This window comes from Nocardia sp. GP40 (assembly GCF_050434125.1).
Classification (GTDB): domain Bacteria; phylum Actinomycetota; class Actinomycetes; order Mycobacteriales; family Mycobacteriaceae; genus Nocardia; species Nocardia albiluteola.
The window spans coordinates 103,213-116,727 of sequence record NZ_JBNPVW010000019.1; the positions used below are offsets into that span (position 1 = coordinate 103,213).

Sequence of the window (13,515 nt, forward strand, 5' to 3'; positions counted from 1 at the left end):
GTGACATGGGTGGATTCGCGGGTATGGCGATGATGACCGGTCGGATAAAACAGTAAGGAGCGCAATCATGAACGTCGTGGTACTCATCGGACGCATCGTGTTCGCCGCACTGTTCCTCGGCTCCGCGTTCGGGCACTTCACCCAGCGCAAGCAGATGGCGGAATACGCCGGATACAAGGGAGTCCCTGTTCCCGAGTTGTCGGTTCTGGCCTCCGGTGTGCTCCTGCTCGCGGGTGGACTGAGCGTGCTGTTGGGTGTGTGGGCCGATCTGGGCTCGCTGCTGCTGGTCGTATTCCTCGTCCCGGCCGCCCTGCTCATGCATGCCTTCTGGAAGGAATCCGATCCACAGGTCAAGCAGCAGGAGATGATCAACTTCAACAAGGACATCGGGCTGGCGGGCGCTGCCCTGATGCTGTTCGCGTTCTTCTCGCACCTCGGTGCCGACCTCGGGCTGACCCTCACCGGACCGCTGTTCCACATCTGAGCCGCGTGTAGCCCGGGCAGGTCCGGCGGCGGCTCGGGTTTCAGGGGCCACCACTGTGATTCGGCCGGACAAGAGCACTCGACCCTCATACTTACGCGTGTGCGAAGAGTTAGCTGTAGAATTCTGACTCTGGTTCAGCTATCGAAACCACTTGTTACTGGCGAATATGCGCCCCCGCGGGCAATGTTTGCCGGTGTGAACGGCCTGCGAAGTGTGGGAGTCGTCTCCGACCGAGGGGCGTCGATCGAACCGCACGTTCCAGCCGATGGGCCGAACGCCTTCGATGCGAAGGGAAAGGTCGTGATCCATCGAGCACGGCGTGGGCGGTTCGGCAGGATCGGCGGGTTCGAGAAGACCGTGACGTCATCGTCGACGATTCGAACAGGAGCACACGATGTCCATGCGTGAGGCTCGGCGGATGACGATCGGCGAGTTTCTGTTGCGCCGTCTGGCGGAGGCTGGGATCAGTCACTTGTTCGGCGTTCCCGGTGATTACAACCTCGAGTTGCTCCAACAACTCGAGGAGCCGTGGGTGCGATGAGTGCGATCAATGGGGTTGCCGGCTGCTACGCGGAGCACGTTCCCGTGGTCTGCATCTGTGGATCGATTCCGCTGCGGTCCATCGACCGCGGCCTGGGGATGCACCACACGATGGCCGACGGAACCTGGGACCGGTTCCTCGGCGCCTTCGCGCAGGTTACCGCTGCGCAGGCCAGGCTGACCCCCACCAACGCGACTATCGAGATCGACAGGCTGATCCTCACCGCGTGGCGGGAGAAGCTGCCGGTGTACATGGAGTTGCCCTCCGACATCGCCTATCTCGATATCGAGGTTCCGGCCGAGCCGCTGGTGCTCGAACAACCGTCCAGCGACCCCGAACGGTTGGTGTCGTGCATTACCGCTGTCGCGGATCACCTGTCCGCCGCCACCTCACCGGCAATTCTGGTGGATCTGGACGTGGACCGGTTCGGTGTCGCCGCCGAGGTCATGGAACTGGCCGGGAAGATGCATATTCCGGTCGCGGTGAGCAGCACTGCGAAGGCCGTGATCGACGAGACGTTCCCGTATTACGTCGGCGTCTACAACGGCAAGGCCAGTGCGCAGCAGACTCTCGACGCGATGGAAACCAGCGACTGCCTGATCTGCGTCGGCTACCGGCCGATCGAAGTGACTACGGGCGACTTCACGTTCGCATTGCCCTTCGACACGATCCACCTGCGGGGACACTCGGTCGACGTCGGCGATGCCAACTACCAGGCAGTCACGCTCGCGGAAGTTCTTCGCGGCGTCATCGATGCAGTGCCTCCAGCCGGTGACAGCGCCACCCACGCCGCACCCCGACCCATGGAAACCGCGCCCGCCGCCCCGATCGACAACTCGGCCGAGCTGACTCAGGCCGGGTACTGGCAGGCCATCCAGAACTACATCCGGCCCGGGGATGTGCTGCTGGTCGACAACGGCACTTCGTACGCCCTGTTCGGCCTGCAGCTGCCGCCGGGCTGCACCTTTGTGGGATCGGTCAACTGGGGGTCGATCGGCTACTCGGTCGCGGCCCTGCTCGGGACGCTGACCGCAGCACCGGACCGGCGACACCTGCTGTTCGTCGGTGACGGCTCGTTCCAGCTGACCGCGCAGGAACTCTCGACCATCCTGCGACACGACCACAAACCGGTGATCTTCCTGATCAACAACGGGGGATACACCATCGAGCGCGGCTACCTCGGCAAGAGCGAGTCCTACAACGACATCGCCACCTGGGCCTACGCGGACCTGCCCAGGGTGCTCCGCCCCGACACGACGGCACGCACGTTCGTCGCCCAGACTCCGGCGGACCTGCGCGACGCCCTGGCCGCACCCAATGACCGGCTGATCTTCGTCGAGTCGATCATGGATCGCTTCGATTCCCCCGCGCCGGTCACCGCCAGCAGCAACAGAGGCGCCGAACTGGACTACGGGCCTCGCGGCCCACAACACCAGGAAGGCGCCCAGCTCCGGCCCACGTGACCGGGAACGACAACGGCCCGAACTCGACTCAGGGAGTACACGATGTCCACCATCCACCTCACGCACACAACCACCTCGACACCGGAGCAGTTCCTCGCCGCCCTCACCGACTTCGGTCCGGGTCGGTCGCAATTGTTCGGCAACAGCACCGACGAGTACCTCCGCGTACACGGGCGGGACTCCACCCACGCCGATGTCACCGAAGGGTCGGGCCGCATCTGGGAGCGCCTGCGCTACGACTGGACCGACCCGCACCACATCGTGATGACGACCACCGACTCCAACATGTGGGGCGGCGCATCCGGCCACACCTACACACTCACACCGCTGCCCGACGGGACCACCGAAGTCGATGCCGTCGTGGTCCGCGACGGCAAGAACTTCACAGGACACGTACTCGGGGCGGTGATAGGCACCGTCGGCAAAAGCGTCCTGGACAAAGAGCTCGTCAAGACCATCCACGCCATCGAAGCCCGCAATGCCGGCGGGCCATCGACCAACCTGGCTCAGGGCCCGCACGATTCGCATTCCTGACGACACCACCCTTCGTCGATGAGTCACCCAGACCTCTCGGATGCTGGTCCGGGAAGGACTACAAGCTGGTTATGAACCAGCGCGTTGTCGCCGAGGTCGACGAAATGGCAATGCGAGGAGGTACCGGATGACGTATATGGGAAATCCCTAATACCCGCTGTGGTTGGACAACCTGGCCGACGATGTCACCCTCGAGGCTGCGGCGATGGACGGCACTGCCTGCGGCGCCGACGACGTCGGACTCATCTTGGCGAAAGCCCGCGAACAGTATGAGCACCAGGAATTCAATTATGCCGACCCGTGCGGCGAAAACGGTTTCCTCGAGGACTACTCCAGCTCGATTCGTGGCATGCCTACCTACGTTGTCGTGCTGGTCAGCTTCAACGCCGGCGGGCAGACCCAGCACGTGGTAGTGAATCACCGGCCGCGCCGCGCGATGCTGCAGTTTTCCCGCGTGATGCTGGAGACATTCTCCGGGACCCCGCACGCGAAGTACTGGGAAGGCACCCCATAAGAGGAGATAGGAAGAGCGACATGGCATCGACCTATATGGGAAAGCCTTACTATCCGGCGTGGCTGGACAACCTCGCCGATGACGTAACCGGGGATGCCGCTCTCTGTCATCGTTCTGGTCGTCTTCAATGCCGCAGGGAAAGCCCAGCGCCTTGTGGTGAATCACCGGCCGCGCAGTTCTGTGCTGGTGCTGTCCCGCGCGATGCTCGAGAGGTTCGCCGGTACGCCGCTTGCTGAACATTGGGAAGGCGCGCCTCGAGCAGCAATGCGCGATCTACTCGAGGCCGCCATCGTGGTAGGGCCGCATCCACGGCACGATCCCACCGCCCGGCTGACCGGGCGTACTCGAAGAGAGGCCGGAGGCCCCGATGCCGGATCGGATTTCGTTGCCCTCGACGACTACCGCGTGCCTGTTCGATCTCGACGGGGTGCTGACCCGCACCGCGACCGTGCACGCCGCCGCGTGGAAGCAGGCCTTCGATCCACTGCTCGCGCAGGAGACCGAACCGCAGCGCCCCTTCGATGCGGTCGCTGATTACGACACCTACGTCGACGGCCGTCCCCGTGAGGACGGTGTGCGCACTTTCCTGGCTTCCCGCGGGATCACGCTGGCCGACGGTGGGCCCGGCGATCCACCGGACGCGCGAACCGCGTATGCGCTGGCCGCGCGCAAAGATGCGATTTTCCTGCGCCTGCTGGCCGAGGACGGTGTGCATGCCTACCCGGAGTCGGTGCGGTTCGTGCGAGCGGTCCGCGCGGCGGGTCTGCATCGCGCGGTGGTGTCCTCGAGTGTGCATTGCGCACAGGTACTGTCGGCGGCCGGGATAGCTGACCTGTTCGAGGTGCGCATCGACGGAATCGTCGCTGCGCGAGATCATCTGGCCGGTAAACCGCACCCCGGCACCTACCTGGCCGCCGCGCGGGCGCTGGGTGTGCAGGCGGCCGACGCGGCTGTCTTCGAAGACGCGTTGGCAGGAATGGACGCCGGGCGCTCGGGCGGGTTCGGCTACGTCGTCGGCGTCGACCGGGTGGACCAGGCCGAGGCGTTGCGTGCTCATGGCGCCGATGTCGTAGTGACCGAGCTGAGCCAGTTGCTGGAGGTCGTGCCATGATCACGGATCCGGCCTTCGTGTGCGAACCGTGGCGAGTGCGGGAGACGCGGCTGCAGCTGGATGTGCTGGCGCAGAGTGAATCGGTGTTCGCCTTGTCCAACGGGCACCTCGGCTGGCGTGGAAATCTCGACGAAGGCGAACCGCACGGCATGCCGGGCAGCTACCTCAACGGCTACTACGAGTTGCGTCCGCTGCCGTATGCCGAAGCCGGGTACGGCTATCCGGAATCGGATCAGTCGATCGTGAACGTCACCAACGGCAAGATCATCCGGCTGCTGGTCGACGACGAACCGTTCGACCTGCGTTATGGGCACCTGCACGCACACCAGCGAATCCTGGATCTGCGCACCGGGCTGTTGTCGCGTGAGGTGGATTGGACCTCGCCGGCGGGGAGGCGGGTTCGTATCCGCGCCATCCGGCTGGTCTCCCTGACCCAACGAGCGGTGGGGGGTATCCGTTACGAGGTCGAACCCATCGACGGGACGGCGCGGGTGGTGGTCCAGTCCGAACTGGTCGCCAATGAACCGGTGCCCGCGACCAGCGGCGATCCGCGTGTGGCCGCAGCGCTGGAGGCGCCGTTGCTGGCCGAGGAGGACCACGCGCACGGTAGCCGCCTGCGGCTGATACATCGCACCCGCGTCAGTGGACTGCGCGTCGGAGTGGCTGCCCACCACCACATCCACGCTCCCGTGCACACCACCACGTCTGTCGAATCGGATCCGGACCTGGCGCGTCTCACCCTGACCTGCGTGCTGGCTGCCGGGCAGCGGTTGCGCGTGGACAAGACGGTGGCCTACGGCTGGTCGGGGCACCGCTCACTGCCGGCTGTCCGCGATCAGGTCGATGCGGCGTTGGCGGCTGCCGAGGACAGTGGATGGTCCGGACTGGTCGAGGATCAGCGTGGATACCTAGATGAGTTCTGGTCGCGGACCGATGTCGAGGTCGAGGGTGATCCACAGTTGCAGCAGGCGGTGCGGTTCGGGTTGTTCCAGGTGCTGCAGTCCGGTGCTCGCGTCGAGGAGCGCGGCGTGCCCGCCAAGGGGCTCACCGGCCCCGGATACGACGGCCACAGCTTCTGGGACACAGAGACTTTCGTGTTGCCGCTGATCACCCACACCACACCGCGCGCCGCGCAAGATGTGCTGCGGTGGCGGCACAGCACGTTACCCGAGGCCCGCGCCCGCGCCGCCCAACTCGGATTGCGTGGGGCCGCGTTCGCGTGGCGCACGATAGCCGGTGCGGAGTGCTCCGGGTACTGGCCGGCGGGCATCGCGGCGTTCCATCTCAATGCCGCCATCGCCGATGCGGTCGTCCGCTATGTCCGCGTCGCGGCCGACACCGACTTCGAATGCGGCGTCGGCGCCGACCTTCTGGTCGAAACCGCCCGACTATGGGAGTCGCTGGGCTATCACGGCGCCGACGGCCGTTTCCACATCGACGGGGTCACCGGGCCGGACGAATACAGTGCCATCGCCGATGACAACGTCTACACCAACCTCATGGCTCAGGCGAACCTGCGCGCCGCCGCCGATGTTGCTGGACGTCACGCCCAGGTCGCGGAACGCCTCGGCGTGGACGACGGCGAATGCGAGCGGTGGCGGGCAGCCGCCGAGGCCATGGCCGTGCCCTATGACGACGATCTGAAGGTTCACCAGCAGGCCGCCGGTTTCACCCGCCGGGCCGTGTGGTCGTTCGACACCACCGGCCCGGACCGATATCCGCTGATGCTGCACTTCCCGTACTTCGACCTCTACCGCAAACAGGTCGTCAAACAAGCCGATCTCGTCCTAGCGATGCATCTGTGCGGTGCCGCGTTCAGCGATGAGGACAAGGCACGCAACTTTGCCTACTACGAAGCGATCACCGTCCGCGACTCCTCCCTGTCGGCGCCTTGCCAGGCGGTCATCGCCGCCGAAACCGGGCACACCGAGCTGGCCTACGACTATCTCCGCGAGACCGCGCTGTTGGATCTGGCGGACCTACAGCACAACACCCGCGACGGCCTGCACATCGCCGCGCTGGCCAGCTCCTGGACTGCGTTGATCGCCGGATTCGGCGGAATGCGTCACGACACGGGCACACTCTGCTTCGCACCGCGCCTGCCCACCCAACTGTCCCGGCTCGCTTTCCGGCTGCACTATCGTCACCGCGCGCTCCACATCGAGATCACCCCGGGCCAAGCTCGATATGAGCTCCTGGACGGCTCGCCGCTGACCCTCGAACACCACCGCAGGCCCTTCGACCTCGCGCCCGGGGACACCGTCACCCACCCCATCCCGCCGCCGATCTCCGCACCCCGCCCACACCAGCCATCCGGCCGAGAACCCAACCCGCGCAGCGAGATCGGCTGATCGGGCAGTGGGTGTAGGTGGCCGTCTTGGTAACGCGCAAGGTACATGCGGATCTTGTCCGGTCCGAAGTGGTAGTGCTGGCGCAGGTGGATGATCTTCTCGACGACCTCGGCGCGGGTCGCGGTCGGGCTGGTCCGCGGCCGGCCCGACCGCTTGCGCAGGCCGTCGACCCCTCCGCTCTCATACCGGTGCAGCCACGTGTAGTAGGTGGGACGGCTGATACCGAAGTACCGACAGGTCATCGCGACGTTGCAGGTGACTTCCTCGACATGACGAAGGACCGCCAGGCGCCGACGCACCTCACGGTCCATAACGGGCTCACTCACCCGAATCTCCCTACGGTTCAAGGGATCCGAATGTCAAGCATCTCCGTCAGTTTTATATCGACAGTTGGGGCAGGTGGTCCCGAGAAGGCGTCTGTCCTGGCCGCAGCACGAAGATCTACAGTCGATTTCGGACCGAAGCATTATCCGTGTTCGACGTGGAGACGAGGTAATCGCGTGGCTGCCAAGTTCGAGCTATACAGGGACAGCGCCGGCAAATTCCGGTTCAGGCTCAAGGCGGGCAACGGCGAGATCATCGCGCAGGGGCAGGCCTACGAGAGCAAGACCGCCGCCCTCAACGGCATCGAGTCGGTCATGAAGTATGCGCCAGTGTCCGAGACCGACGACCAGACCTAACCCACTGTGCTGATTCCTCCCCGCCGCCCTGCCTCGCATCGATCGGCCGGACCGAGGCAGGGGCGGGTCCGGACCCTAATGTGCCGGGGAGAAATGCCGGGCGCGGAGGCCGAGTTGCGTTGCGGCCGCGGCGATCAGGGCGGCCAACTCGTCCGGGTGCTCACGCAGCAATGGGGGCATCAGGCCAGCATGCCCGATACCTGCAGGTCCTCGCCAAGCCGTTGCATGTTCTCGCGCAGAGCCGGGGAGCGCTCACCTTTGGCTGCAGCGGTGAGCGTGCGCCATCGCACCCGGCCGGTCGAGACCGCCTGGCCGACCGCGCCCGCGAATGCGGACCAGCCCTCATCGACAGTCGTCTCCCAATCACCACGCAGTAATTCGAGAGTGGCGATCTCCAGCCACGTCAACCCCACCCTCTTCAGGTTATTGCGTCGCGACACCTTCACCCCGGGCACCGGATTAGCAGTGTGACCTGTGTTTTGTGTGTTCTACCAGCGAAGATATATCAGTCCAGCGGCGAGTCAGGCGGGCGGAGTGTGTTCGAGGTCGCTGTGATGTGTCGGTCTGGTTCGGTGGGTTTCGCTCGGATTCGGTCGGTTTCGGCGGGGAAGTTTTAACCGAGATCTTCCCGGCTGCCGTAGAGCCGATCGGCCAGTTTCGGGGTTCGCTGGTTACTGGTCAGCGATGGTGATGGGTACTGGACGGAAAATTGTTGGTATTCACGGCGTGTCGTGCACCGTGTCGCGGGGTGTGCCGAGGGGTGTGAGTCGCTGTCGGCGAAGACTGTTGCCCGGCAGTGGATCACGTGGTTATTCTGTCCTGGCTATCTGCGCTGTCGATGTATCCATCGCAGTCGCGTCGGGGGCTTGACCAGCGTGTGATTCGGGACGACTGCTGCCCTTTTCGGCATGTTGTTGTCGCCGTCCGCTCGCCGCGCACGTGCGCGCATGACGCCAGGAGTGCTTACCTCAATGCCTGCAATCAATCGCGGCACGTACTTCGAAGCCAGATTCAAGACCAGCCCGGGGAAGTACCGGACGATCTACGACGAGAACGGCAAGCCGCGCCGGTACCCGACCAAGGAGCTCGCCGAAACCGCCTGCAAGGAAGAGGAAATCGTTCATCGGGTACTGAGCAGCCGGTCCATCACCGTTGCGGGGGCTGTCGAGAGTCGTAGTGCGACTTACGAGGTCGCGCCGGTGCCCGAGCGGGCAGTGGATCCTGGCGAGCTGAGGTTCGAGGACTATGTCGAGGAGTGGCTGGATGATCAGGATCTGGCCGACAGCACGGTTGCCGCCTATGAGAGTCACATTCAGTGTCATCTGCTGCCGCTGTTCGGGCCGATGCCGCTACGGGACATCGCCCGCCGGACGGTCGCCGATTGGGAGAAATCGCTACGCGCGGCAGGGTACAGCGCCGATAGCATCAACTCCTATCATGCTGTCCTGCATGTGATTCTGGAGGACGCGGTCGAGGCCAAGAAGATCCCGGCCAACCCGGCACGGCGTAAACGCAATCGAGGACGTCGTGTCGGTCGCAAGTCCCGACGTGCTCCGCGCAAGGTGATCACCGACACTCGCGGTGCGTTGTTGATCGCCGAACGGATGGCGCTGCTGTCAGGGCGTGACGACGAGTTCGTGGCGATGGTCCTGAAGTACTTCACCGGCATCCGGATCGGTGAGCTGATTGGATTGGAAACCAAGAGTGTGACCAGAGGCCGGCTGCGTGTGGAGTGGCAGTTGAGCGAGGTCGGGGGCAAGCTGATCAAGTGTGAACCGAAGTGTGGGTCGTACCGTGACATCGATCTGCCCGAGTTTCTGTCGCGGATGCTCGATTCGTTTATCGCGCAATCCAATCCACGACCCTGCCAGTGCCACGGGAATACCTATGTGTTCCGTGGGCAGGCCAAGCGGCGCAGCCGGGGCAGCGCCAGCGGGATCACACAGCGGGATATTGCCGAGCATGCCGGGGTGACCGTGAGTACGGTGTCCGCGGCGCTGCGCGGCTGCCGCAACGTCTCCGAGCTGAGTCGTCAGCGAGTCCTGCGGGCGGCGAGCGAATTGGGATACACCAAGCCCATAGTCGGAGAAGGAGCCGCGCACTGGCGACGGTCCGGGTTCTACGCCTGGTTGTACACCCCCGCGGTGTCGGGCTGGTATCCATCGAGAGGAAAGCGCGCGCCGGCCCGGGCAGTCCCGGTCAGCACGACTGCTTTCCCTGGGGTTCCGGTACGGGGTAGCAACGCCCATGCTCGTGCTGATGCGTGCTGGATGCCGATCGCGAAAGGTATGACACCGCATGGGAATCGGCACTCTCACCGGACTCTGTTGGAGGAGCTGGGAACACCGCAGAAGTTGATCAACGAAAGGATCGGCCACGAAGACTGGACCGTGCAGAGCCGTTACACCCAGGTCACCGACGTGATGGTGAAGAAGTTGATGGCCGACCTGGCTCGCGAGTGGCATGAAGCGCTGGACTGGCGGCTGGAACTCTGCCCGACCTCGCCGGTTACGATGCTGAACAGGCTGCTGCGCCTGCGTGCTGAAGAACTGCAGCACAGTCGGGAGGTAGCCGCGTAAGCACCTTCCTACGAGTTCGCTGCCCGTCGGTCCTATCACCGCGAGCGCGGTTCAGGCATGATCGTCGCATCAGCCAAAAACCCACCGTCCCAGCCCAACCGGGCCGAAAGACGAGCCATTACCGTGGAGCCATCCTGCAGACGGGCTCACTTCGCCGACAGGAGTTGCCGACTCCGGTTCAGCAACCCAGTACGCCCGTTGAGGTTCGCAGTCAACCATGAGGTTGGGCGCTACCGCTGCTGATCGTCGACTGTGACGTGTCCGACAAGAGCTCGAGGATGGACCGAAGCGATCCCACCAGCGTCCTATAGTCAAGCGTGCGCGGTTACGCCGTCGAGAAGGGGGGAGGCAAACTATGGCGGATCATGTCGATGTCGGTCCCGATACATTGCGGGCCGCCGCGGATTGGCTGGACAGGCAGGCCGAGGATCTGGTCAACGCAGTGGACACCCACATGCGTGCGATTCACGCATTCCTCGGAAGCGACTGGCAGGGCACCGCGGCCAATTCTCACGAGAGTCCCTGGTCCGAGTGGGAGGACGGCGCGCGCCGGGTCATTGCCTCGTTCACCGCCGACGCCGGTGCTCTCCGAAACGCCGCCGGTGGCTACCTGACTACCGACCACACTTCGGCGCAGGCGATCGTGCGGGCGGGTGCGAGCCTGGATCTTCCCGAGGTGTTGTAATGGCGGCCGATTACCGCGTGGATCTCGTCGGTTTGCAGCGCCTGATCGAAGATACGGCCAAAGTGGAAACCACGATCGAGGACGTCGCAGCCGAGATCGACAAGGGGATCGAACAGCTGCATGTCAACTGGACCGGTGCCGCCGCAGAAGCTCACCGAGCAGCCCACAACAACCGCATCGCGGCAGCAACCGAGATGCGAGAAGCCCTGAGCGCGCTCAGGGGCAAGCTCTCGGCCGCTTACGCGGCATATCACCAGGTCGGACCCGCCAACCACGGAATGTGGCCTCAGTGAGTCCGGCCCCGACTGTTCCGATCATCGTCTGCCGAGGCGACGAATATCACTCGGCGGGTGAGGTTTTCGGTCAGATCGCGACCGATGCGGCCACCACGCATGGCGGGCTGCTGACAGTGTTGAGCACATACGGGGGAATGGCCGGCAACGACAGTGTCGGCACGCAGTGGGCGGGCTCTTACGACCAGGCCGCACAGTTGGTCATCGCTACTGCGGCGAAACTCACCACCGCATGCGGTCAAACTCGCGATCTGCTCGTCATCAGCGCCTACAACCACGAAGTCGCCGAGATAGCTGCCAATCATCGAAACCTGCCAGCACCTACGAAACCACAACTCACCATCGATCCCTGTCTGGCCGAGACCGTTGCCTCGGCCGCCGGAAGCGGAATTCCCGAACCGTTCGGATGGTCGATCCTCAAGGACGCCGTCGGTGCCGCCTGGCCGGATGGCCATCAAGATCAGCTCGATGCCGCGAAAGACGCCTGGCATACCGCATCGAGCGACTACCGCGCACTCGCAGGCAACGTCTCGCCAGCGGTCGACCTACTGAACAATCAGCAGTCCCCCGAGATTCAAACCAGTATCGACACCTGCAACCAACGCAAGACCGACTTCAATGCCCTCGCCGATGCCTGCCAGTCACTCGGCGACGCCTGCGGCGAATACGCCAACCACCTTGACGAAGCCCACCGCAAGATCCTCGACGAGCTCCAAGAATTCTTGCTCGAGGCCGCCGCCTGGGAGGTCGGCGCCGCCATCCTCACCCCGTTCACCGGGACCATATCCGAATGGGTCGGCAACTCCGCCTTGGCCGGCAGGGTGGCAATGAAGGCCCGGCGTATCGCCACCATCATCGGCGAACTCGCCACCAAAGTGGCGAAACTGGTGACCGACGCCGTAAAACCACTGGTCGAACGACTGAGACCGCTCCTTGAGCGTGTCCGCAAATGGGTCGAGGACGCCTCGACGAAACTCGCACGTGACGGAAAAACATCCGGGCCGCGCACCGGACCAGCAGCAAGCTCCGCCGAACGCGATGAGATGATTCAACAACTCCAGAGTGAAGGAATCAAATTCGATCCCGACAAAGTCGTGCAAATCGGGCGGGACTCCGACGGCAAGATCATATTCCTCGAACAAGGAAACAAAAGGGCTGGACTCCAGCACATATTGTCTCACGCAACCGATTTCGCGAACAAGGGAGTTTCCCAGGACGAGATACCCGAACTGGTCACGCGAGCCGCAACGCAAGGCGAGAAAGTAGGAATATCAGGTAGGGATCGGCCGATTTACCAGATCATGCATAATGGAACTATGTTGAAGATAGCCGTCACTATCGGAAGTAATGGGTTCATTGTCGGAGCAAACCCTGTATCTTAGAGGAGTGCAATGCATCGCTTGAAACTGCAACCCGAGATTCAATGCTATCCCACGTGGGTCTACCGGGATGGGGTGTACGATAACGTTTCTCCGGCGTCGCTGAATGTATCGGGTGACCTTGCTGCCGCGTTGGACGAGTGGGCGGATCGCTGGGACGCAACTTACGATCTCGTCAACGATCCCGCCAATCCGCACTTCAGCTCACCCAACACCGAACAGCAATTCTGGGCAGACGGTAGACGCCTCGCAATTCGCCTTCAAGAAGAATTGAACCATGACTGGACGGTTCACTTTGATCCCGAGGAGCTAACCTAAACCAGACGCTCTGTATGAGGGCTGTGCACCCATGGCGATCTCGTGACTATGAGAGGGTTTTTCCAGTGGTGAATCTCGACGAATGGGAGCAGCAACTCCGGCGTCGCGTCGCCGAGATCCATCATCACGGCGAACAACTCGCAGCAAAGGCGGCCGCAGTCCGGGGCCGCGGCGAGGTCAACGGGGTTCATATCGAAGTTGACGCCAGCGGCGACATCACCAATCTCCACATCGCCCCGGGCGCGATGCGATGGTCCAGCAATCAGCTCACCGCCGCGCTACTCGAGTGTCACCGCAAGGCCCGCGCAGATGCCAAAGCAAAAACCAACCGCGCCATCGACGAAGCCGACCCACGCATCCGGACCCAACTCGAACAAGCACACACACCCGAATCAGCACCTCCTCCTCGCCAGGCATCGCTCACCGAGAACGACATCCAAGCCGCCGACGACGAGTACTTCGAACGCCGCAACCTCTACGGCGGATGGACCGACAGGCCTTGAGCGTTGGACGCTCTTACTGCCCTCCAGAAGTCCCTCGCTCAGGAAGAGGTGAAGCTCAATACCACTTGGACGCAGCCCGA

General features: G+C 63.6%; 14 protein-coding genes and 2 pseudogenes. 14 read left to right on the forward strand and 2 right to left on the reverse strand.

All coding sequences use genetic code 11. The features are described from left to right. The first annotated feature begins 67 nt into the window (after positions 1-67). The 7 genes and pseudogenes from ABH933_RS39850 to ABH933_RS39880 all read left to right on the forward strand — a co-directional run bounded on the left by ABH933_RS39850 (position 68) and on the right by ABH933_RS39880 (position 6,998). Positions 68-484 (forward strand): DoxX family protein, encoded by a 417-nt coding sequence (locus ABH933_RS39850; RefSeq protein WP_429426959.1) that lies wholly within the window; start codon positions 68-70, stop codon positions 482-484. 418 nt (positions 485-902) lie between these two features. After that, positions 903-1,741 (forward strand): annotated as a pseudogene (locus ABH933_RS39855) (thiamine pyrophosphate-binding protein); the annotation flags it as partial. Positions 1,742-1,828: 87 nt separating this feature from the next. Further along, positions 1,829-2,488 (forward strand): thiamine pyrophosphate-dependent enzyme, encoded by a 660-nt coding sequence (locus tag ABH933_RS39860; RefSeq protein ID WP_429427038.1) that lies wholly within the window; start codon positions 1,829-1,831, stop codon positions 2,486-2,488. A 42-nt stretch (positions 2,489-2,530) separates the two neighbouring features. After that, entirely contained in the window at positions 2,531-3,022 is a 492-nt protein-coding gene (locus tag ABH933_RS39865; protein WP_429426961.1) for a hypothetical protein, read from the forward strand. Between the two features lie 163 nt (positions 3,023-3,185). Beyond that, positions 3,186-3,536, forward strand: coding sequence for a hypothetical protein (locus tag ABH933_RS39870; RefSeq protein ID WP_429426963.1), 351 nt, complete (start codon positions 3,186-3,188; stop codon positions 3,534-3,536). A gap of 367 nt (positions 3,537-3,903) precedes the next feature. Next, entirely contained in the window at positions 3,904-4,647 is a 744-nt protein-coding gene (locus ABH933_RS39875) for an HAD family hydrolase (protein ID WP_429426965.1), read from the forward strand. Then, the gene (locus ABH933_RS39880) at positions 4,644-6,998 is read left to right on the forward strand and encodes a glycoside hydrolase family 65 protein (protein ID WP_429426967.1); all 2,355 of its coding nucleotides are present in this window, start codon (positions 4,644-4,646) and stop codon (positions 6,996-6,998) included. Before ABH933_RS39875 ends, ABH933_RS39880 begins: the two co-directional genes overlap by 4 nt. A 32-nt stretch (positions 6,999-7,030) precedes the next feature. Here ABH933_RS39880 and ABH933_RS39885 read toward each other — a convergent pair. Further along, a pseudogene (locus ABH933_RS39885) lies at positions 7,031-7,309 on the reverse strand (helix-turn-helix domain-containing protein); the annotation flags it as partial. A 189-nt stretch (positions 7,310-7,498) separates the two neighbouring features. Here ABH933_RS39885 and ABH933_RS39890 point away from each other — a divergent pair. Further along, positions 7,499-7,678, forward strand: a complete 180-nt coding sequence (locus tag ABH933_RS39890; RefSeq protein ID WP_429426969.1) for a YegP family protein — start codon at positions 7,499-7,501, stop codon at positions 7,676-7,678. Between the two features lie 179 nt (positions 7,679-7,857). On the opposite strand, the gene ABH933_RS39895 is transcribed toward ABH933_RS39890, so the two are convergent. Then, positions 7,858-8,091 (reverse strand): hypothetical protein, encoded by a 234-nt coding sequence (locus tag ABH933_RS39895; RefSeq protein ID WP_429426971.1) that lies wholly within the window; start codon positions 8,089-8,091, stop codon positions 7,858-7,860. 558 nt (positions 8,092-8,649) lie between these two features. Here ABH933_RS39895 and ABH933_RS39900 point away from each other — a divergent pair. The 6 genes from ABH933_RS39900 (at position 8,650) to ABH933_RS39925 (ending at position 13,435) form a co-directional block, all read left to right on the forward strand. Then, the gene (locus ABH933_RS39900) at positions 8,650-10,257 is read left to right on the forward strand and encodes a LacI family DNA-binding transcriptional regulator (protein WP_429426973.1); all 1,608 of its coding nucleotides are present in this window, start codon (positions 8,650-8,652) and stop codon (positions 10,255-10,257) included. Between the two features lie 355 nt (positions 10,258-10,612). Then, positions 10,613-10,942, forward strand: a complete 330-nt coding sequence (locus tag ABH933_RS39905) for a WXG100 family type VII secretion target (protein WP_429426975.1) — start codon at positions 10,613-10,615, stop codon at positions 10,940-10,942. Further along, on the forward strand, positions 10,942-11,235 hold the full coding sequence (locus tag ABH933_RS39910; RefSeq protein WP_429426977.1) for a WXG100 family type VII secretion target: 294 nt from the start codon (positions 10,942-10,944) through the stop codon (positions 11,233-11,235). The genes ABH933_RS39905 and ABH933_RS39910 overlap by 1 nt, the downstream gene beginning before the upstream one ends. Continuing rightward, the gene (locus ABH933_RS39915; RefSeq protein WP_429426979.1) at positions 11,232-12,617 is read left to right on the forward strand and encodes a hypothetical protein; all 1,386 of its coding nucleotides are present in this window, start codon (positions 11,232-11,234) and stop codon (positions 12,615-12,617) included. Before ABH933_RS39910 ends, ABH933_RS39915 begins: the two co-directional genes overlap by 4 nt. Before the next feature lie 9 nt (positions 12,618-12,626). Continuing rightward, complete coding sequence (locus ABH933_RS39920; RefSeq protein WP_429426981.1) at positions 12,627-12,932, forward strand: hypothetical protein; 306 nt, start codon at positions 12,627-12,629, stop codon at positions 12,930-12,932. Positions 12,933-12,997: 65 nt separating this feature from the next. Next, entirely contained in the window at positions 12,998-13,435 is a 438-nt protein-coding gene (locus ABH933_RS39925) for a hypothetical protein (protein ID WP_429426983.1), read from the forward strand. Positions 13,436-13,515: the final 80 nt, after the last annotated feature.

Coding starts and splice junctions, on each gene's coding strand:
- ABH933_RS39850 (WP_429426959.1), top strand. CDS start 68: ATGAACGTCGTGGTACTCATCGGACGCATCGTGTTCGCCGCACTGTTC.
- ABH933_RS39860 (WP_429427038.1), top strand. CDS start 1,829: ATGGAAACCGCGCCCGCCGCCCCGATCGACAACTCGGCCGAGCTGACT.
- ABH933_RS39865 (WP_429426961.1), top strand. CDS start 2,531: ATGTCCACCATCCACCTCACGCACACAACCACCTCGACACCGGAGCAG.
- ABH933_RS39875 (WP_429426965.1), top strand. CDS start 3,904: ATGCCGGATCGGATTTCGTTGCCCTCGACGACTACCGCGTGCCTGTTC.
- ABH933_RS39880 (WP_429426967.1), top strand. CDS start 4,644: ATGATCACGGATCCGGCCTTCGTGTGCGAACCGTGGCGAGTGCGGGAG.
- ABH933_RS39900 (WP_429426973.1), top strand. CDS start 8,650: ATGCCTGCAATCAATCGCGGCACGTACTTCGAAGCCAGATTCAAGACC.
- ABH933_RS39905 (WP_429426975.1), top strand. CDS start 10,613: ATGGCGGATCATGTCGATGTCGGTCCCGATACATTGCGGGCCGCCGCG.
- ABH933_RS39910 (WP_429426977.1), top strand. CDS start 10,942: ATGGCGGCCGATTACCGCGTGGATCTCGTCGGTTTGCAGCGCCTGATC.
- ABH933_RS39920 (WP_429426981.1), top strand. CDS start 12,627: ATGCATCGCTTGAAACTGCAACCCGAGATTCAATGCTATCCCACGTGG.